The sequence below is a fragment of the Collinsella sp. AM13-34 genome, from assembly GCF_003473055.1.
Taxonomy (GTDB): domain Bacteria; phylum Actinomycetota; class Coriobacteriia; order Coriobacteriales; family Coriobacteriaceae; genus Collinsella.
In genome coordinates this window covers 24,911-44,209 of record NZ_QRLE01000004.1, presented here as the reverse complement: position 1 = coordinate 44,209, position 19,299 = coordinate 24,911, and the positions used below count along the sequence as shown (strand labels likewise).

The 19,299-nt window shown below is 58.2% G+C and carries 17 protein-coding genes; 6 read left to right on the top strand and 11 right to left on the bottom strand.

Going from position 1 to position 19,299, the window contains the following annotated elements; all coding sequences use genetic code 11:
* Nucleotides 1-195: 195 nt before the first annotated feature.
* The 4 genes from DW151_RS02225 to purH all read right to left on the bottom strand — a co-directional run bounded on the left by DW151_RS02225 (nt 196) and on the right by purH (nt 4,515).
* A complete protein-coding gene (locus tag DW151_RS02225; protein ID WP_118334219.1) occupies nt 196-1,239 on the bottom strand; it encodes a sensor histidine kinase in 1,044 nt (347 codons plus the stop codon).
* A gap of 9 nt (nt 1,240-1,248) precedes the next feature.
* Entirely contained in the window at nt 1,249-1,920 is a 672-nt protein-coding gene (locus DW151_RS02220) for a response regulator transcription factor (RefSeq protein WP_118334218.1), read from the bottom strand.
* Nucleotides 1,921-2,094: 174 nt separating this feature from the next.
* Nucleotides 2,095-2,826, bottom strand: coding sequence for a hypothetical protein (locus tag DW151_RS02215; protein ID WP_118334216.1), 732 nt, complete (start codon nt 2,824-2,826; stop codon nt 2,095-2,097).
* 81 nt (nt 2,827-2,907) lie between these two features.
* Nucleotides 2,908-4,515: a bifunctional phosphoribosylaminoimidazolecarboxamide formyltransferase/IMP cyclohydrolase gene (gene purH, locus DW151_RS02210; protein WP_117766417.1), complete on the bottom strand. Its 1,608-nt coding sequence runs from the start codon at nt 4,513-4,515 to the stop codon at nt 2,908-2,910.
* A gap of 265 nt (nt 4,516-4,780) precedes the next feature.
* Between purH and DW151_RS02205 the strand changes: the two genes are divergently transcribed.
* Complete coding sequence (locus DW151_RS02205; protein WP_118334215.1) at nt 4,781-5,422, top strand: GNAT family N-acetyltransferase; 642 nt, start codon at nt 4,781-4,783, stop codon at nt 5,420-5,422.
* 411 nt (nt 5,423-5,833) lie between these two features.
* On the opposite strand, the gene DW151_RS02200 is transcribed toward DW151_RS02205, so the two are convergent.
* Nucleotides 5,834-7,780, bottom strand: a complete 1,947-nt coding sequence (locus DW151_RS02200; protein ID WP_158571638.1) for a DUF2207 domain-containing protein — start codon at nt 7,778-7,780, stop codon at nt 5,834-5,836.
* 510 nt (nt 7,781-8,290) lie between these two features.
* On the opposite strand from DW151_RS02200, the gene gluQRS reads away from it, so the two are divergent.
* Nucleotides 8,291-9,310 carry a tRNA glutamyl-Q(34) synthetase GluQRS gene (gene gluQRS, locus DW151_RS02195; protein ID WP_255413181.1) on the top strand — a complete coding sequence of 340 codons (1,020 nt, stop codon included), beginning with the start codon at nt 8,291-8,293 and terminating at the stop codon, nt 9,308-9,310.
* Between the two features lie 15 nt (nt 9,311-9,325).
* Here the strand turns inward: gluQRS and DW151_RS02190 are convergent, their stop codons facing one another.
* From DW151_RS02190 to DW151_RS02180, 3 genes are read right to left on the bottom strand one after another with little or no spacing between them, the layout of a single operon-like run.
* Nucleotides 9,326-10,051 (bottom strand): metallophosphoesterase, encoded by a 726-nt coding sequence (locus tag DW151_RS02190; protein WP_118334212.1) that lies wholly within the window; start codon nt 10,049-10,051, stop codon nt 9,326-9,328.
* Nucleotides 10,048-10,686, bottom strand: coding sequence for a hypothetical protein (locus DW151_RS02185; protein WP_118334309.1), 639 nt, complete (start codon nt 10,684-10,686; stop codon nt 10,048-10,050). Before DW151_RS02185 ends, DW151_RS02190 begins: the two co-directional genes overlap by 4 nt.
* Nucleotides 10,687-10,726: 40 nt before the next feature.
* Nucleotides 10,727-10,966 (bottom strand): hypothetical protein, encoded by a 240-nt coding sequence (locus DW151_RS02180; RefSeq protein ID WP_118334210.1) that lies wholly within the window; start codon nt 10,964-10,966, stop codon nt 10,727-10,729.
* 387 nt (nt 10,967-11,353) lie between these two features.
* On the opposite strand from DW151_RS02180, the gene DW151_RS02175 reads away from it, so the two are divergent.
* Nucleotides 11,354-12,763: a hypothetical protein gene (locus DW151_RS02175; RefSeq protein ID WP_118334209.1), complete on the top strand. Its 1,410-nt coding sequence runs from the start codon at nt 11,354-11,356 to the stop codon at nt 12,761-12,763.
* A gap of 105 nt (nt 12,764-12,868) precedes the next feature.
* On the opposite strand, the gene DW151_RS02170 is transcribed toward DW151_RS02175, so the two are convergent.
* The 3 genes from DW151_RS02170 to DW151_RS02160 form a co-directional block, all read right to left on the bottom strand.
* Complete coding sequence (locus DW151_RS02170; RefSeq protein ID WP_118334207.1) at nt 12,869-14,080, bottom strand: type II restriction endonuclease; 1,212 nt, start codon at nt 14,078-14,080, stop codon at nt 12,869-12,871.
* Nucleotides 14,058-15,233: a DNA (cytosine-5-)-methyltransferase gene (gene dcm, locus DW151_RS02165; protein WP_118334308.1), complete on the bottom strand. Its 1,176-nt coding sequence runs from the start codon at nt 15,231-15,233 to the stop codon at nt 14,058-14,060. The genes DW151_RS02170 and dcm overlap by 23 nt, the downstream gene beginning before the upstream one ends.
* A 186-nt stretch (nt 15,234-15,419) precedes the next feature.
* Nucleotides 15,420-16,097 carry a type IV toxin-antitoxin system AbiEi family antitoxin domain-containing protein gene (locus DW151_RS02160; protein ID WP_199579877.1) on the bottom strand — a complete coding sequence of 226 codons (678 nt, stop codon included), beginning with the start codon at nt 16,095-16,097 and terminating at the stop codon, nt 15,420-15,422.
* A 514-nt stretch (nt 16,098-16,611) separates the two neighbouring features.
* On the opposite strand from DW151_RS02160, the gene DW151_RS02155 reads away from it, so the two are divergent.
* Genes DW151_RS02155 through DW151_RS02145 form a run of 3 tightly spaced genes read left to right on the top strand, consistent with a single transcriptional unit; the run spans nt 16,612 to nt 19,237 of the window.
* The gene (locus tag DW151_RS02155; RefSeq protein WP_118334206.1) at nt 16,612-17,154 is read left to right on the top strand and encodes a DUF4342 domain-containing protein; all 543 of its coding nucleotides are present in this window, start codon (nt 16,612-16,614) and stop codon (nt 17,152-17,154) included.
* Nucleotides 17,155-17,172: 18 nt separating this feature from the next.
* On the top strand, nt 17,173-17,958 hold the full coding sequence (locus DW151_RS02150) for a response regulator transcription factor (protein WP_118334204.1): 786 nt from the start codon (nt 17,173-17,175) through the stop codon (nt 17,956-17,958).
* Nucleotides 17,942-19,237, top strand: a complete 1,296-nt coding sequence (locus DW151_RS02145; protein ID WP_118334203.1) for a cell wall metabolism sensor histidine kinase WalK — start codon at nt 17,942-17,944, stop codon at nt 19,235-19,237. Before DW151_RS02150 ends, DW151_RS02145 begins: the two co-directional genes overlap by 17 nt.
* Nucleotides 19,238-19,299 lie beyond the last annotated feature (62 nt).

Genomic DNA, 19,299 nt, shown 5'->3' with positions numbered 1-19,299 from the left:
CCGGCCGCGGGGCCTTACTTCAGCGAGTTGGCTGAATAGAGAAATGGCGTGCCGCCCCGTTTGGGGCGGCACGTTTTTGTTATAGGAGATTCATTTGAGCCTCATGGCTATGTTCACGTTCGGGAACATAGCACCAATTACTTTAGCTAAGTTCACGTTCGGGAACATAGCCGTCCGCACCGTAAGACGGGCTAACTACTCAAAGTATTGGAACTTGTTGGTTGAGAAGGCAAACGTAACGACGAAGCCTTCTCCGGGCTCGGACGCTGCGGTGACGTCGATGCCCATCTTGGAGCACAGGCGCGCCACCAGGTAGAGGCCGATGCCCGTTGCACGCTTGGTGGTGCGACCGTTGTCGCCGGTAAAGCCCTTCTCGAACACGCGGGGCAGGTCGGCCGCGCTCACGCCGCAGCCGTTGTCCGCGACGGTAAGCTCGATGCGCTCGCTTGCCAGGCCCTCGTCCAACAACGCTCCCGAAAACACGATCTTCGCGCCGTCCTCACGCGCATATTTAATGCTGTTCTGGATGAGCTGGCCCAGAATAAACTCGAGCCACTTCTCGTCGGTAAACACCTCAAAGTCGAGGTTCTCGCACACCGGCGCCACGTGTGACGCGATGAGCTCACGCGCATTGGCCTTGATCGCGCCCGTCACTAAGGTCTTAAGATCCCAGCGGCGAATCAGGTAGTCGCGCTCCACGACTTCCGAGCGCGCGTAGTACAGCGCCTGGTCGATATAGCGCTCCACGCGAGCCAACTCACGGCCCAGGTCATCCACGCGCGACAGGTCGTCTTCGCTGCCGTCCAGGTTTTCCAAAATTAGATGGGCCGCCGCCAGGGGCAGTTTGGCCTCGTGGACCCAACTCTCGATATAGTCGCGATAGTCATCGGTCTGACGCCGGCCTTCGGCAACCTCGTCGCAGGCAGCCTTGCCAACCCGGCGCAAGACCTCGTACTCAAGCTCGCCCTCGGCATAGGTCGGGCATTGCACCATCTCCTGCACCCATGCGGGACTCTCGAGCTCCTCTGCCGCACGCCCCAGCTGGCGCAGAAAACGACGACGACGCGCGTACTCGATCACGATGCCGAGCATACCGAAGATAAAGGACACACCAACCGCCACGACCACGATAGAAACGGGTGCGCCGGCGACCGTCAGCACAAAGCAGCTCAGTAGCACGCCGCACGTCCACACGGCGACGGGAAGCAGTGCGTCTTTAAAGAACTTGGCAAACGACATAGCCGGCCCCTAGACCGAATAGCCTTGGCCGCGATGCGTGGTCAAATACCCCTTGATGCCGATTTTTTCGAGCGTGGTGCGCAGGCGGTTGATGTTGACGGTAAGCGTGTTGTCGTCCACGAAGGCGTCGGAGTCCCACAGGTCCTGCATGATGGCCGGACGCGAGACGATCTTGCCCGCGCGACCCAAGAGCAGCGAGAGGATACGCAGCTCGTTTTTGGTGAGCTCGGTACTGTCGCCGGTTGCCGTATTGGTGACCATGGAGCGGGCGAGGTCGAGCTCCAGTCCCTTGTGGACGAGCGTGCTGCGCTCGCCTGCCGCCGCGGTGCGACGCAGCAGGGCGTTGATGCGCGCCACGAGCACACGGGCGCTATAGGGCTTGGGAACAAAGTCGTCCGCGCCGAGCGTCATGGCCATGACCTCGTCGATCTCGGTCGCGCGCGACGTGAGGACGATGATGGGAACCTCGGATTCGCGGCGAACCTCGTGGCAGATATGCTGGCCGTCCTTAACGGGAAGCGTGAGGTCGAGCAGCACCAGGTCGGGCGCGGCGGCGAGAATATTGCGCGAAACGTGCTCGAATGATTCGCATGCCTCGACCTCAAAACCCGCACGGGCAAGGATATCGGCAAGCTCGCGACGAATGGGCTCGTCGTCCTCAACGATATAGATCAGCGCCATGGATTCCGCTCCCCCCTTGGTTGTCTTGCCACCATTATGGCTGCGGAGCCGCAGGTGCGCGCCTTGCGCGTCACCAAGGTGACAGAACTGTTCGCGAGCGGCAGGGGCTTGCCCCTCGCTCGCAACGGGCACGGGAATTAAATGAGTTTTTAATCCCCGTCCCAGAAAAATCATTTAGCGGCGGGCACGGAGCTTTTCGTAGCCGTCGGCAAAGAAGGCGACCGTGGCGGCGTCGGCCTCGGCGGCCTCCGTCTCGGTTGCGGGAACCACGCCGTGCTCATCACTCACCAGGAACAGCGCGCCCTTGAGCTGTGCGGGAATGTCTACGCGCGTGACCGGGATGCCCTTGGTCTGGGCCAGCTGTTCGATGAGCGTCGCCGTGCCGCACAGGCACTCGTCCGCCGGCGCCACAAAGGTCAGCTCGCCGTTATCGACAGCAGCGAGCAGCTCGGGCGCCACGCCGGTCTCGTCGGCTTCGGAGCGAGCCTCGGCAGAACGGGCACGCAGTGCCTTGGCCGACGTATCCGTCAGCGGCTCGTACTCCCCCACCGTCATGGCGGCGTTGCCGTTGATGTCGATCACCAGCATGAGCACACCGTCGTGGGCGGTGTAGTCGCCCTCGGCAAGCGACCACTCAACGTGCTGCTTGGCCCAACTGAGCATGTTATGAGTAAGTGGCTCGCCCTGCACCAGACGCTCGGACAGTGCGCGAATGTGGCGGTTGAGCATGGGCACCTTTTTGTTGGACATGCGCCAACGGCAGACAAGCGCGGGCTTGTCGAGCGTGAACTTCTCGACCGCCTCCTGATTGGCGCAAAAATCCTCGTACGCACGCTGATCCTCGGCATTGCCAAACAGCTCGGCATCATCAATCTGGGGCATGGTCATACCTTTCGTGTTAGTCATTCCGTCCTCTTATACCAAAAAGACGGCCCTCCAAACGGAGCGGCCGTCTTTTGCAGAGATTATTTTGTCCCAGGGCGGAACTTAGTGACGGAAGTGGCGAGCACCAGTAAAGACCATCGCAATGCCATGCTCGTTGCAGGCCTGGATGCTCTCGTCGTCGCGCTTGGAGCCGCCGGGCTGAATGATGCAGGTCACGCCGTGCGCAGCAAGCACGTCGACGTTGTCGCGGAACGGGAAGAATGCGTCGCTTGCGCAGGCAAAGCCGCCCTTCTCCACGCCCTCGCGCTCGCAGAAGTCCTCGGCACGCTCGCAGGCCAGCAGCGCAGAATCCACGCGGTTGGGCTGACCCGGGCCCATGCCAATGCCGGCCTTGCCCTTGGAGACCAGGATGGCGTTGGACTTAACGCCCTTGCAGACCTTCCAGGCAAACTCGAGCTCGGCCATCTCGGCATCGGTGGGCTTGCGGTCGGTGGGGAACGTAAAGGTCGCGGGGTCCTCGGTCACGTGGTCGACCTCCTGCACCAGCATGCCGCCGTCGATGGAGCGCAGTTCCACCTGGGCGCCGTGGTCCACGCCGCCGGTAGCCAGCACGCGCAGGTTGGGGCGCTTGGCCATGCGCTCGAGCGCCTCGGCAGTGTAGCTCGGGGCGATGATGACCTCGACAAACTGCTTGTTCTGATCGGCAAAATGCTCAACCAGCTCAAAGGGAACCTCGCGGTTGCAGGCGATGATGCCGCCGAAGGCGCTCTTGGGATCGCAGGCGAAGGCGCGGTCGTAAGCGGACGTAATGTCCTCGGCAACGGCGGAGCCGCAGGGGTTCTGGTGTTTGAGGATCACGCAGGCAGGCTCGTCGAACTCGCGGACCAGGTTCCAAGCGGCATCGGCATCCAGATAGTTATTGTAGCTGAGCGGCTTGCCCTGGATCTGCTCGGAGCCCACGAGCGGAAACTGCGAGCTCGCGGTGTTCTCGCAACCCTCGGCAAAGCGGTAGACCGTAGCCTTCTGCTGAGGATTCTCGCCATAGCGCAGGTCGTCGACCTTCTCCAGCGAAATCTCGAGCTTGGCAGAGGTATCCGCCACGTCACTTGCCTGGGCGGCAAGCCAACGGGAGATAGCCGTGTCGTAGGCGGCGGTGGTCTGGTAGACCTTCACCTGCAGGCGACGACGGGTGGAAAGCGTGGTGCAACCGCCGGTCTCGTGCATCTCGGCCAGGACGGCGTCGTAGTCGGCCGGATCGGAGATGACGGTAACGCTCGTGGCGTTCTTGGCAGCAGAGCGCAGCATGGAGGGACCGCCGATGTCGATGTGCTCGATGGCATCCGCGAAGGTGACCTCGGGGTTGGCAACGGTCTTCTCGAACTCGTACAGGTTGACGACGACCAGGTCGATCAGCTTAATGCCGTGCTGAGCGGCCTCCTGCATGTGCTGCTCGGAATCGCGGCGGGCCAGCAGCGCGCCGTGAACCTTGGGGTGCAGGGTCTTAACGCGGCCGTCCATCATCTCGGGATAGCCCGTGAACTCCTCGATGGGGGTTACGGGAACGCCCGCGTCCTCGATGGCACGAGCCGTGCCGCCCGTAGAGATGATCTCGACGCCAAAGTCATCGACCAGCGTCCGTGCGAAATCGACGACGCCCGTCTTATCGGTAACCGAGATCAACGCGCGTGCGATCTTCACATCAGATCCCATGCAGTCCTCCTGTCTGGTACGCCGCCGTGCTCTGTGAGTCGGTGATACGTCGATCTGCAGCGCTCGCGCAGCGGCATTGAAAATACTGATTCAATGTAGCGCATCGAGCGCATCGATGCACCCCGCAACGGGCGCATGTGCAGAAAAAGTTTGCGCGCGGAGGGGATGGGCACGGTGAGTTCATGGAACACAGGGGCACCATAATTAGATGCCAATAGCGTGGTAGAACTGTGCTCGATATGCATCCGCAAAAGAAAGAGGCACCATGGTCTCGCGGGTTCTCTACCGACCGTTTGATACCGAAGACTTCGACGCCATCGCGCTGATTCTGCAGCAGCTTTGGCATAACAATTCGGATAACGATGAGTACAACCGCCTTGAGGCCGCGTGCGACCTCGCCTATTGCCTTTCGTCATCGACGTTTTCGCAGGTTGCCGTAATCGACGGTCAGGCGCGTGGCATTTCGCTCGCGCGTGCGGGACAGAGCTCCGGCGCCACCGTTAAGGAACATTGGATGGATACCGAACGCGCGCTGCTATCGCAGATGCGTGAGCTGGAGCCCGATGTCTGCGCCGAGTATCTCTCGTTTGTGCGTGCAACCATCCGAATCAACAACCGCCTGCTCGAGAGCAGCCCGTTGCCGCACGACAACGAAGTCACGCTGCTCGCCGTCGATCCCGATGTCCACGGCCTGGGTGTAGGCTCAGTGTTGCTCGATGCCGCGGTCTCGTACCTGTCCTCGCGCGGGGCGACAAGGGCGCACCTGTACACCGACTCCAACTGCTCGTGGAAGTTCTACGAGTTGCACGGCTTTAAGCGCACGGCCACGCACCGCGCCAACCGCGAAGAGCGTCGTCACGACATGCCGCGCGAAAGCTTTCTCTACGAACTCGACCTAACAGCCTAGCCCAAGCAGCCACACCTAGTCATTTAAGTCTGTCCCCAATGAGTAGCCTTGGTGATCTGCAAATAGCCTTGGTCAAAATACATCAAATATGAGTACTGTTACCTTTTTAGTAGCAGCGATTCAGGGCATTTTTGATGCTTATAGGCATGACGACCAGCTGCACGAGCTGACGTAACTCCCCAAATGTTCAATAAAATGGGCTCCTAACGAGAAGTACTCTCATTAGGAGCCCATTATTATGTGCAAACATATGTGACCAACGCAGCAACAGTACTCATATTTGGCATTTTTTGTCCACTGCCCCTTGCGCGAAGGTCCTCAGCGGAAAGTTTGACCCGTTTCGATGCACAAAAATGGGATGAATCTTCCCTGGCAACCGCCCAGAAAGATCCACCCCAAAGCAAGCGCTCGCTAGAACGTTCCGCCGCCGCCTCCGCCGACGCCGCCGCCTCCGCCGCCCGAGAAGCCGCCACCACCGCCGCCACTCGAGCTATCGGAGCTCGAAGCCAACTCGCGGATGGTCTCGTGATACACATCGTTGAACGAATCGAGCGGAGACTCGTTGCCGTAGTGATGGTAATACCACCAGTAGCAGGGGTAGTTGTCGTAGAAATCGTCGCTGTTGCGCAGGTCCGCAGGCACGGCCTCGGCCAGCTGTCGCAGCACTTCTTTCGAAACGCCTAGGGCAACGCCCATCACCAGCAGCTTGTTCCACAGCACCAGATCGCCCGGGACGGCTTCCTTTAGGCGTGTGAAATCCTCGAGCCAATGCTTGAGCGCCTTGCAGCGAGCCGCCACCTCGGCGCCCTCCGGCGTGTAACGGCGGAAGGTGCAGCTCAGGACAAAGCCCACGATCGTAACGGGGATCGAGATCATAGCGGCACCGACGTTGGCATCCGCAAAGTCGGTATAGAACAGAGAGCCCAGAATGCCAAAGACAATGATGATGCCGAGAACCAGGCCGGCCACCATCGCGATAGTGCCATCCGATGCAATAAGCTCGCGCGCCTCCAGCTTGCCCTTAACTGTGCTCTGATAGTCCTCGAGCTTGTCGCCAACAGATGTGGTGCGCTCGCTAGCGTACTCCTCCAACTCGCTAAACGTGCGCGAACGGACGCCGTCTTTATCGGGCTTAACGCCAGCGAAGAAGACCTTGAGCACGTCGCGATCGATGCCGTCCTTCTTGGCAGCCTTCCAGGCCTCGTCGGTCACTGTGATGCGATACGTCTGCTCCTCTTTTTCGCGACGGAGCAGACCCTTCTTCTTGGTCTCGGTCGCTTCTTCCAGCTTGATCACGCGGTCGTCGGTCAGCTTCATCAGCGTGGCGATATATGCCTGATCGGGCACGTCGTTCCAGCTCATAAGAGTTGCAAGCACCGCGGGATGATCGGCGGAGGGCACATCGCGGAAGTACTCGTCCTGGAAGAGCGGCTTGGGCTTGGGCCTGCGCAGCTTGAGCATCACGATTACACCGGTATAGGCAACCGCCACGACAACACACACCACGGCAATCGCGCTGGCAACCGCACGCGCGTGCTCACGGCGGGCGTTAGCTTCGTCGGCCCATTCCTTCTCTTCGCTCAGGATCGTTGACATGCGCTCTTCGCCCGAAGCGGCAAGCTGCGGCACCCAGTCGCTAGGGAAGGCGATGCGTGCCTCGGCGAATTCGCCCTGGTGCACGCAGGGAATGGTATAGGTGACCATGGGCTCGTCCGCATCGAGCGACACGTCGCCCGTCAGCGGGCCGTGGCCCCATGCGCGGAAGTTATCGCCCTTGACGGCAGCCGTCCCGGCAGCGGCATTTGCAAAGTAGACCTCCATCTCGACGTCATCGGAGTCCGCCGACCAGCCGTCGCCGACGAATTTCCAGTAGAGCTCGGCGGTATCGGCCCAGTTCATAACCGCACCGGTCATGGAATAACTCACGTAGTAGATTGCGCTGTCGCCGCTCTCGTGAGGGCTGAACACCTTAATCTTTACGCCGTCGTCGGACTGTTCCACCGTGTAAACGCCGTCGTCGCCTTTATTTGCGCTGTCGACCTTGTTAAACGCAGTGTCGTCTTCCTCGACGCTCAGCACATTGACGACCACCGAGCCGCCTTGCTGGTTAGAGCCTGTATTGATATCCCAATACACGCCGTTAATGTCATCGTCGAAATCGAACTGGCGTCCCTCGACAACGGTCAGCGAGCCATCGGCCTCAACCGTGGCACCGATATAGGTTTGGCTCATGGAGTAGCCGTCGGCGTGCGCGACGGCAGGCAGCAGCAACAACGCAAGCGCGACGAGTGCGCAGACGGAAGCGAACCGCGCAAACAGGCGGCGCTGCCGACAGGGCTGGGCAACGGGGGCGTTCATAGGCACATCCTTTGTCTGTGGTACCAGTAGCGTCATTGTCCCACGTTTGCGGGTTCATGTGACGAACATCTAAGTCAGCGGAGCGTCAAAACGGGACAAAAGTCACGCCCGCCGCCGGCACCTGGTGACGTTCCCTATCTGCCGGTAATCTGGAACACTCCTTGGCATAGCCCGCTCCGGCAATAGATACCACTTCATAGCTCCATCACAGGTGTAGCGGCTTTGTGTGGGCGCGGCATTCGCTGATTGAGCCGCCAGTTGAGGGGCATAAAGCAGTTGAGCGAAAACGGTTTGCCCCTTTGCCGTCCGCTTGAGGATCATGTCCCCCTTTTCCGCGGAAACCCCGGCAGTTGCGAAGAGCTGCCGGGGTTTCTGTCGTTTGAGGGCTAGATTGATTGACGACGATTAAGGCGCCGAGCCGGTGGTCCGGCACGCGCAACGTGTGGCCGCGGCAACTTGCGAGCATCGACGACGCCTCCCCTCACCTCACCCCGCGCTATACTCGTCCGCATGGATATCAACGCATGCAACATAGCAACGCCCGCCGTGGCCACGTCGACGGCGACCAACAGCAAGCTCGTCCCCGCCCCCGCGCCTGTCGTGGGCCGTTTTGCCCCGTCACCCTCGGGCCGCATGCACCTGGGCAACGTGTTCAGCTGCCTGTGCGCGTGGCTTTCGGCCCGCAGCCAGGGCGGCAGCATCGTGTTACGCATTGAGGACCTGGACGATCGCTGCAAGCGCCCCGAACTTGCCGCTCAATTGATTGACGACCTGGCCTGGCTGGGGCTGGAGTGGGACGAAGGCCCCTACTACCAGCACGACCGCCTGGACTTGTACGAGGACGCCCTGCACCAGTTGCAATACGCCGGCCTCACCTATCCCTGCTTTTGCACACGCGCCGAGCTCCACGCCGCGAGTGCACCGCACGCGAGCGACGGCACGCCCATCTACCGTGGCGCCTGCCGAAGTCTTTCGGCCGAGGAGGTGGCCCGCCGCAGCGCCCTGCGCGCGCCGGCCACACGTCTGCGCGTGCCCACCGTCGACGACCTCGCAGACGACGTGATCGAATTTGTGGATCGCACGTACGGCGCCCAATGCGAAGCACTCGCCACCGAGTGCGGCGACTTTTTGGTGCGCCGCAGCGACGGCGTGTTTGCCTATCAGCTAGCCGTGGTGGTCGACGACGCTGCCATGGGCGTCACCGAGGTCGTGCGCGGATGCGACCTGCTGGGGTCCACGCCGCGCCAGATCTATCTGCAGCACCTGTTGGGACTGCCCACGCCGCACTACGCACATATTCCGCTGCTCATGGCACCGGACGGCCGCCGCCTTTCCAAACGAGACCGCGATCTGGACCTGGGCGAACTCCGCGCCCGCTTTGGCACGCCCGAAGCGCTGCTGGGTTGGCTCGCCGGACAAACAGGCATCGCGCCGGGCACCACGCCGCGCTCTGCCGAGCAGCTGGTCGAGCATTTTAGCTGGGATGTTATCCGCAAGCACAGGGAGAACATTACCGTAACGGCTGAGTAATCAGGCACCCCACCCCTACGCAACATCCCAGGGCTGGAGTTCGTCGCCCAGGCGAACGATGCAGTCGTAGAGCACGGTATGGCGCTCGGCAGGGTTGGCATCCCGATGAAAATGCCCGTAGTACCAGCGCTTGTAATCCAAGCGGTCTTCCAGCTCATCGAAAAATGCCGTAAGCCGATCAACGGCGGGGTAATTCCAGCCAGGCCCCGGATAGAGCGTGGGCGAAAGCATGCGCGTAGAGCAGGTGTGGGTGATCACGTAGTCGACCTTCCAGTCTACGCTGTCGAGCTTTGTCCGCGCCTCCTCAAAGTTGCGCTCGTCCGGCAGCTCCTGCGGCCACCAGCTGGAATACGGAATGCGGTATTCCTTGTCCACGCTCGTGGCACCGCCCATAGTAAAGATCGTTGAGCCGTCGAGCTCAAAAATCTCGCCACGCGTCAGGCGCCGTATGGGAGAGGTGTCCGACAGGCGCTGTGTCAGCCCACCGTGCCACAGCTCCATGGGACGCTCCGCCCAATGGTCGAAGCGCTCGTGGTTACCGTCGACAAACAGCACGGTATAGGGCCGCGACTCCAGCCAGGCGATGTCGGCGCACTCCTCGGCAGAGAAATCCCACGGAAGGCCAAAGTCGCCCGCGATGATGAGATAGTCGTCGCTCGTCAGACTATCCCCAAGCTCCCAGTCGAGCAGCTTTTGCATGTCGAGGCCGCCGTGAATATCGCCCGTCACATAGACCGTCATCGGATCACCACTTCCCTCTTATAGGTTTCGAGATCGCGCTCGATCTGCTCGTCGCCCGTGGCGTTGACCCACCACGGCCATTTAACGCACTGCACCAGCTCGTCTACCTGCGCAAACCATAACTTGAGCTCATCCAAACTTACCGGGGCGTAACCGTTGGCGTCCACGCCCACGTCATAGCGCAGCAGCCCCTGCCGAAGGTTGAACTTGTTATACGCGCCGCCGCAGCTATGGATATGCCCGTGCAGATGCCAGCTGCCGTGCGACATGCCCTGCCAGTCGACCATGGGATAGTGGCTCAGCACGATTTTCTGGCGGTCGATCCTGAGCACGCAAATGGGCGGCTCGACGATAAAAGCATCCGCTACCGCAGGCTGCGTCCAGTCTTTGTCGTGGTTGCCGAGCAGCAGATGGACGCGCCTACATGCAATGCTTTTGCGCAGCTCGTGGGCGTCTTGGACCGTCATCTTAAAGCTAAAGTCGCCCAAGATGTAGAGCTCGTCATCCGCAGCAACCTTGCTGTTAATGTTGGCGACCATGGCGTCGTTCATCTGCGCAACAGTCGACCAAGGCCTATCGCTAAGCCGTAGCATGTTCTCGTGTCCAAAGTGTGTATCGCTGGTAAACCAGATCACGGGGACCTCCTGTTGCTGCGGGGTATCCATCCCTTAGGGCTTACCCCTCGTTCTTCCATCCAAACGGGTCGAGCACCCAAAAGATCAAATCGAGCACGCCGCCGGTCATCATGGCGGCGGCAAGGGCGATGATAACGTGCAGGGAACTGGCACTTCGGAGCACGTCGAATGGCCCCAAAACAGCCAGCAGCGCGACCGCTGCGCCGGCTACGCACAGCGCAAAGCACGGTCCCGCGTCCTTGACGCACTTCTTTGCAAGATGTTTGGTGTTGTCACTCATTGGTATCGAGCTCCTTAGAGGGTCGTTGTTCAAATTCATACCGCCGCGGCAGAATAGGACGGCAGGTTAAGTGTCACACGTCGTGCGGACACAAAATACCGATCACCACCGCTTACCTACCGTTCACGTAGAAGGGACCCGATTTATATGCCCACAGATCTTGATCTCTTCCTCGGTCAGTGAGATCCTTCGATCAAGCTTCCTGGATAGGGGCTGGAAGATGAGACGGATGTCTCTAGGCACAACACCATAACGCCCGATCACCGTTATGACTTTCGTCTAGAGCTGGGAGACCAGCTTTTTTGTTAGCGATGCTCCCTTTCAATCTCCGGCACTCCAAGAGCGCAGGCCTGTTGTTTTGACCACTTTAGACGAAAGGGTTTCGCTATGAGCACCGACATTATTGTTCGCTTTACCGACAGCTACGAGCAAAAAGTTGGAAACATTAAAAAGATCGTCGGGCTGATGTCCCCCAAATCCATTATCAAAATTATCGACACTCTCGATCTCGATGCCAACCCCCGCAATTCCCGTTTGGGCTCAGTGACCGATGCTATTCAGGCATCCATTCGCGCTGATGAGCTTTCTCCCACGCAAAAGCTCTTCCCTTTTAAATCAAAGGGAATTCTGCTCGCGTCCTCGAGCTACGAGTCCCTTGATCGCGGGCGTTATCGTCTAAGCTTTGCTTCTCACGACGAAGTTGAGGGAATTCTTGACGGCGGCCACAACACACTCGCAATCGGCAGCTACATTCTCAGCGAAGCCGAACATGCGCTTGGCAATCGACCTCCCAAAAAGAACGAAGTCACAATCTGGGATTCATTCAAGCAAACATGGATGAACCGTCGAACCGATATTGAAGAGTACCTGTCACTTCTCCGTGAAGAAAAAGCAGCCCTCAAAGAGAAAGGCATAAGCACTCTAGACTTCTCGATTCCTGTCGAATTGCTCGTTCCAACCGACCCAAACGATGCGCTCTGCGTTGAGAACTTCCGCACCTCACTTTTGGAAATCTGCGACGCTCGCAACAATAACGCTCAACTCACACAAGGCACCAAGGGCAATCAGGAAGGTCTTTTCGATTCCTTTAAGGCTCTTTATGCCGAAAAATATCCTGAATTTGCAGCCAAAATCAGCTGGAAAACCAACGACGGCAACCCCATTGAATCCAGAAAGCTTGTCGCACTCTCTTGGATCCCGTTATCGCTCATCTCGAGTAACGTCACCTCTGGCGACATCGAAGCGCCACAACTTCCCCTAGTCTATAGCGGCAAGGAGAAGTGCCAGGAAAAGTTCTTGCAGCTTATGAGGGATGACCGAGTAAGCAAAGCTGCTGGTTCAGCGCGCCGCGAACTCAAGAATCCGCAAGTTCTCAGCGCACTCAAAGTGGCTACGGACCTTCCCGGTCTATACGATGAAATCTATTCGCGTTTCCCCAAGCACTACAACAAAACAGGAAGCTACGGAAAAATCGGCGCCGTTAAGAGCCTTAAGAATAGTCGCAATGAATACAAAACTCCCTTCTTTGAAAAGGCAACGGACAATCCTGTTCCTGATGGCTTTATCTACCCCCTAGTCTGTGGCCTCCGCGCATTGATGGAAGCAGATGATCAGGGGAAGGTGTATTGGAAAACTGATCCTCACAAGTTCCTCGATAGCCCGGCATTTGAAAATGTCGTCGCTCAATACAGCGGTGTCATTCAGCAATCTGACTACGATCCGCAAAAGGTCGGCAAGGGCGCTATGAGCTACACCGCCGTTGAAAACTCGATGAAGCTCGCAGTTCTTATGGGCTAGCGGATACTTAGGCAAAGCATCGGCGCGCAAGGACGTCATTTATGCCCGACGCACTTGCGCGCTTATTATTAAGCTGGCTATGTAAAACTCCGGTATAGAAATGAACTATTGTCGTTCTTTATCGACCAGTAGTTGGCAAAACTCCCCTACGTCCATCAGCCAGCTTTGCTGTTCAGCCGTATATGAACCAAATACAGGACGAGGCACAACCAGTTGGAGACTATGCCTGCGCATCGAGTCCGTGTACTCAGTGCTCACCGCCACATCAAGTGTAATCAAATGCTTATTTTCAATTCTATCCGCTTCTTCCAACACTTGGCGCCAGCGCTCTTTAACGGTCGTTTTTGCGCCAAGCATGGTCAGCTTCTCGGCAGGATACAAAGGATTTCTATAAGCCTCAATCGACGGCATAATGAAATCTGGCTTTGATTTGCCCTCAGTATACGGCTGAGTGGAATAACTTATGCCCCATCCCTTAAACAGGTACTCAAGTTGATGCTCGAAAGCAGTTCCCGCGCGCGATTTCCTCCGCTGGAAAGCTGACATCGTGGTCCGTAACACTCCATCAACATCGAGATCGCCTCTTAGATAGGGAGCCAAATCGCGCTCAAGCAAATGTCTCTCGAATACCTTAAAGAGAATCTCTTCTCGCTCATAGCAGTCAAGAAGGCACTTGTCGGGGTTGCTCCTCCAATCAAGCACACCCAAAGTCGAGATGGAATACCTCGTGAATTCAATCCCTTTGGGAAAAGAATCACCGAACTTTTCGACCATTTCATCCAAATACGTAACAGCCGACGTGGGAAGCGAAACTTCGATGCCAATCGCTTCAAGAATGGATGCGGCGATTGAGTCTATTCGCCTGTCATCTGCGGTTGACCGCGAAAAACCACTGTCGTCAACTTCGTTCAAACCGAAAAGCCATCTTAATTGGCACTCGGCATTTGATCCTTGTCTAGCAAATACAATCAGAAGACCATGCTCGTCTGAAGGTGCAATGACCATCAGGTCACCGATTCTCGAGGCTCGTATCGCTTCGCTATCGTTGTAATAGAGCCTGTATTCTGTCCTAGTCGGATGCTTCCTGCGCGCGTCGTACCAAGTCGTAAACCCGTGATCAAACAAAGGGTCTGCATCGTCGCAAAGAAATACGAAGGTCGTCGGTATATTTCTTATATCATCGTCGCCAAACAGGGAACGGAGCTCCGCAGTTCCGTTGAATTCATGCTGGTTGCTGCGTTTTCTATCAATATCAACAGCAACGAGTTTCTTCGCAACCGCGCCGTCAAAATAGCTACTCAGAACTCCGTAGTCCATCGAAATACGCTCCCATCATCAGCTTGGCCACTGCTCGCACAGCCGGTACGGTGACAGAATTACCAAATTGATGATATGCCTGCGTATCCGAAACCGGAATAATGAATTGATCGGGGAACCCTTGAAGTCGGGCGCATTCACGCGGAGTCAGCTTGCGAGGGTTCTTCCCCTCGCCACGTGAAACAAGAATCTCACTTCCGTCCTTGTGATAGCGTGCTGAAAGCGTCCTTGTCGTGTCATTGGGGCCAACCGTGCTATAGCCAAAGCCATTGCCTGCCGCCTGATGCTTTTCCTTATATGCACGCAAATAAGCCCACAGTTTGTCGGAAAGAACGTATCGATCATCAGGAGCATCTTCAAGAATCTCCCCGACGGTGTGCCCACCGCCCCCAAGCTCTAGTTGGTCCCAATCAAAATTAGTTTTTTTCTTAAAGCCAACAATGTAAATGCGCTCACGATGCTGGCAAGTCCAATTCTTGCTATCAAGAACCTTGTAGTGCACATCGTAACCAAGCTCGTCCTTAAGGGTCTGCATAATAATCCTGAAGGTCTTGCCGCGATCGTGACTCGTTAGGTTTTTAACGTTTTCCAGCAGGAAAGCATCAGGTTTTTTGTCGCGAATAATACGAGCTACTTCGAAAAATAATGTCCCCTGCGTCTTGTCTTCAAAGCCAGTAGCACGTCCCATCGATTTTTTCTTTGAAACGCCCGCGAGCGAGAATGGCTGGCACGGAAATCCCGCCAATAAAACGTTAAATTTTGGAATGTCGTCCGAACGAACGTCATGAATGTCCCCAGCTGGCTGATCACCGTAATTCATGCGGTACGTCTTCTGTGCATATTTATCCCACTCGCAAGAAAAAACGCACTTACCACCAAGTTCTTGGAACGGCAAGCGAATGCCACCGATACCAGCAAATAGGTCAATGTAAGTGAAAGGAGCGTCCTCCCGATCACCCTGCGCAAAGGGCGCCTGATAACCTAGGGAGCGTATAAACGTGAGCTCCGTAGCAGATGGACTGGTCTCGCCAGTCTCCCAACGCCGGACGGTTCTATCACCATTAGGTCCCATGCCAAGAGCGGCGGCGAACTCCTTCTGAGTCAGCGCGAGCTCCTTGCGTTTGGCAGTTATCTCTTCCCTAACGTCTTTCATGCTATCCAATCGGAACAAACTACGGACGAACTGTCCGCTAATTGACACAGCGTTATCAAGATTAAACGCGATGCATGGCAGTTGCAACACTTTGTTGCAACGCCTTTCAACGGTAACTTAGATTAACGTGTCGCACGGACAAACGATTGCCCCAACTTGCAACTAGCCAACATCAGGCCTGCGTATTCAGTCACAACCCAGAGCTATCAGCAAAGGCCTCATTAGTTCGCGTCGTTTGGCGGTTTTAGAGTTCTCTTCTACAAGATCCTTCAGCCGTTGTATATCGAGTCCACGTCCAAGCGCGTCGTGATAGGCATCGATAATTAATGAGGGATCCTCGCAATCGAGGCAAAGATCGACAAGCGTGCGCTCGGGTTTAGTTACCGGCAGGCCGTCGAGCCAAACGATGTCCCGCTCAGCAATCTCGCGCTTTACAAAAGAAAGGGATTCGTTTCTTGTATTGATACGCGCGGGCGCGGTCATCCTGTAGGGGGACAGGTAGAAATCGCCCATTTGCTGCAGGTTCGCCGCAGTCGTACCGCTCACTGCAATGCCGTCCCACTGGCGCTTTCTCTCCCACGCGCAAAGGGAGGGATTGGTGAGCTTCCAGAAAGCGTTGAGCTCGTCGGTGTCTCGGCGCTGTGTTCCAGACATCCGGTAGGCGCCGTGGCATATTCGTTCAAGACGCCCCGCACGACATGAGTGTGCCAGCGCATCTCGAGAGATGTCCATGCGAGCCGCCTGGGCTGTGGTGAACACGCCCTCGCTCTCGGAAAGCTCGCTTATCGCCGTTATGTTGCTAAAGTACTTCATGCTGCAATTGTAGGATATTTTCATACTTTTGCAACGTGATTTTTGATCCATTAGATCCGTTTGCCTTGTTTACCCCATTTCTGACGCCGTTTTGCACCGGCACCCCATCCCCCGCTATTGAGGTCTAATACTTTTCCGCGAAGTGAACGGCTGTTTTTGGACCCCTGAAACATCCGCATTTTTCGGCGGCAAAATCGTGGGATTTCAGCATTGAAACCGCAGGAAGCGGCACCTCTAAAGTGTCGATGCTTCGGGGGTCCGTTTTCACTCATTCACTTCTCGGAAAAGTATTAGACCTCGCTATCAGCTATCCCAAAGATCAGACCGTCCCTCCTTCACGCCACGCAAAACCGACCTCCCCCTTGCCTGCGCGCCCCGCGTCACGCGCTTCGCCACCCAAAAACTCATCCAACATTAATCTTGGCTCAAGAATCGCTTAATCTATAACCTGCACTATAGAGTTCGACCAAGGGCGGGCGGCACCGCGCAACGCAGGCCGACGAACGCAACGCTCGCGCCCGGGCAGGTCGCCCGGCGTCGCGCCCATCGAACGAAAGGACAGGTCATGGACGACCTCGAAAAAGTTGAAACCATCCGCACCAAGTGCAACGTGAGTTACACCGATGCCAAGGCGGCGCTCGACGCTGCCAACGGCAACGTTTTGGATGCCATCATTTGGCTCGAGTCGCAGGGCAAGACCCAGACCACGTCGGCGCATGCCGCCACCGAGTCCGCGCCAGTCGATGAGCCCTCGGCCGAGATGGTCGCCGCGCAGGCAGCCTACGAAAAGTCGAGTGAAAAGACCGACTTCTCCAAGAAGATGGACAGCGTGTGGGAGTACCTCAAAAAGCTCTTCCGCCTGAGTCTGGACACCAAGTTTATCGCCACGCGCCGCGATGCGATCATCCTCAACATCCCCATCCTGATTCCCATCGTCGCGCTGTTTGCCTGGGGCGCCACGATATGGCTGATGCTGATTGGCCTGTTCTTTGGCATGCGCTACCGCATCGATAGCGACGGCGACGTGCCCGGCAGCATCAACAACCTGATGGACAGCGCTGCCAATGCCGCGGACGACATCAAGCAAAATCTGAACGACGACAAGTAATCGCAGATGGGGGCACGCATGGCACGGATCCTGATCGTAGAGGACGAGGAGAAAATCGCCCGCTTTGTGACGCTCGAGCTGGAGCACGAGGGCTACCAGGTGGAGCACGCCGCCGATGGCCGCACCGCCGTTGACCTAGCGCTGGAGCGCGACTACGATCTGATTCTGCTCGATGTACTGCTGCCGCAGCTCAACGGCATGGAGGTGCTGCGGCGTGTCCGCAAGCACAAGGATGTGCCGGTGATTATGGTCACCGCGCGCGATGCCGTGATGGACAAGGTGGCCGGGCTCGACGCCGGTGCTGACGATTACCTGACCAAGCCGTTTGCCATTGAGGAGCTGTTCGCACGGATCCGCGTGGCGCTAAAGCGCTCGGAGGCTGTGCGGACGGCTTCGGGCGTTGGCGGCGGCGGGGCCGGGGCTGGCGTAGCGAGCGGCACGGCCGCCGGTATCGCCACAATGTCCCCGGCAACCGACACGGCCCAGACCGCTGCCGCGCCCTCCCCCGCCGCACTCGCCGTGGGTTCGGTCGCGCTCGATCCCGACCGCCGCGAAGTCACGGTCGGCGGCTCGCCCATCGCGCTCACGGCCCGCGAGTTCGACGTCCTCGCCCTGCTTATGACGCATGCCGAAACCGTGCTCACGCGCGAGCGCATCGCGCACGAGGCGCTGGGCTACGAATACGTAGGCGACACCAACAACGTCGACGTGCACATCGCGCACCTGCGCGCCAAGATCGAAGACGCCGGCGGTGCCCGCATCATCCAGACCGTGCGCGGGGTGGGCTATGTCTGCCGCGCGTAATGCCGAGGCCAAGCGCGTCACCTCCATCGCCCGCGCCATCAACTGGAGCTATATGTGGCGCCGCCTGATGAGCTACGTCTGGCTCGATCTGTTGCTGTTGGTTATTGCGGTGGCGATCCTCGTCTATGGATACAACCAGACGCTGCCCAACGGCGCGTTTACCGCAGGATGGATCCCCAGCGCCACCGTTCGCAGCATGTCGCTGACGCCCGCGCGCGGCTGGGACCTGACAACGCTCACCTATACCGTCGAGCTTGCGCGTACCACCAAGACTTTCCCCCTCGCGCAGGACCTCGTCACGCTATGGCCTCTCTACCTTGTAGTTGTGGGTTGGCAGGTCATCAGCGTGCTCAACATGCTCGGCGGCGCCCGCCGCGTGCGCCGCACCATGGCGCCGCTCAACGATCTGGCCCTGCGCGTGGACGAACTCGGCCGCATGCAGCTCTCCGGCGGCAAGATGGAAACGCTCGAGCAGGCCATCGAGCGCGCAAGCGTCGACTCGCCGAGCGTCACCACCGGCGACGCCGACCTGGCAAGCATCGAGGTCGCGCTCAACCGCCTGCTGCGCCAGATGCAAGAGGCCAAGCTGCAGCAGATGCGCTTTGTCAACGACGCGAGCCACGAGCTGCGCACGCCCATCGCGGTGATTCAGGGCTACGTGAACATGCTCGACCGCTGGGGCAAAGACGACCCGGACGTGCTGGCAGAATCCATCGCGTCCCTCAAGGCCGAAAGCGAGCACATGCAAGAGCTCGTGGAACAGCTGCTGTTTTTGGCACGCGGCGACGCCGGACGCACGGTCCTGCGGCGTGCGAATACCAACCTGGCCGCGCTGGTCGGCGAGGTATGCGAGGAGTCACAGATGATCGATGCCGCGCACACGTATCGACTGGCGTACGACGCTGCGCTTGTCAGCGACCCGCGCTGCGACGCGCCCGTTGACGTGGCGCTCGTGAAGCAGGCTCTGCGCGTGATCGTGCAAAACGCCGCCAAGTATTCGGACGCGGGCACGCCCATCTCGTTTGGCGTAGCGCCGGATGCGGGCGCAGGCACGATCGACATAAGTGTTGAGGACGAGGGTATCGGCATGAACCAGGAATCCGCAGCTCACGCGTTTGAACGGTTCTACCGCGCCGACAACGCACGCGACGCCGGCGCGCAGGGCTCGGGTCTGGGGCTTGCCATTGCCAAGTGGATCGTCGATAGCCATGGTGGTGTCATTGGCGTGACCTCAGTCGAGGGCGTCGGCAGCCGCTTTACGATTCGCCTGCCGCGGTAGGAAGCCCCTCGGCATAAAAAAGGGATAGGGCCAGGCGGCTCTATCCCTTTTTGCTAGCTATA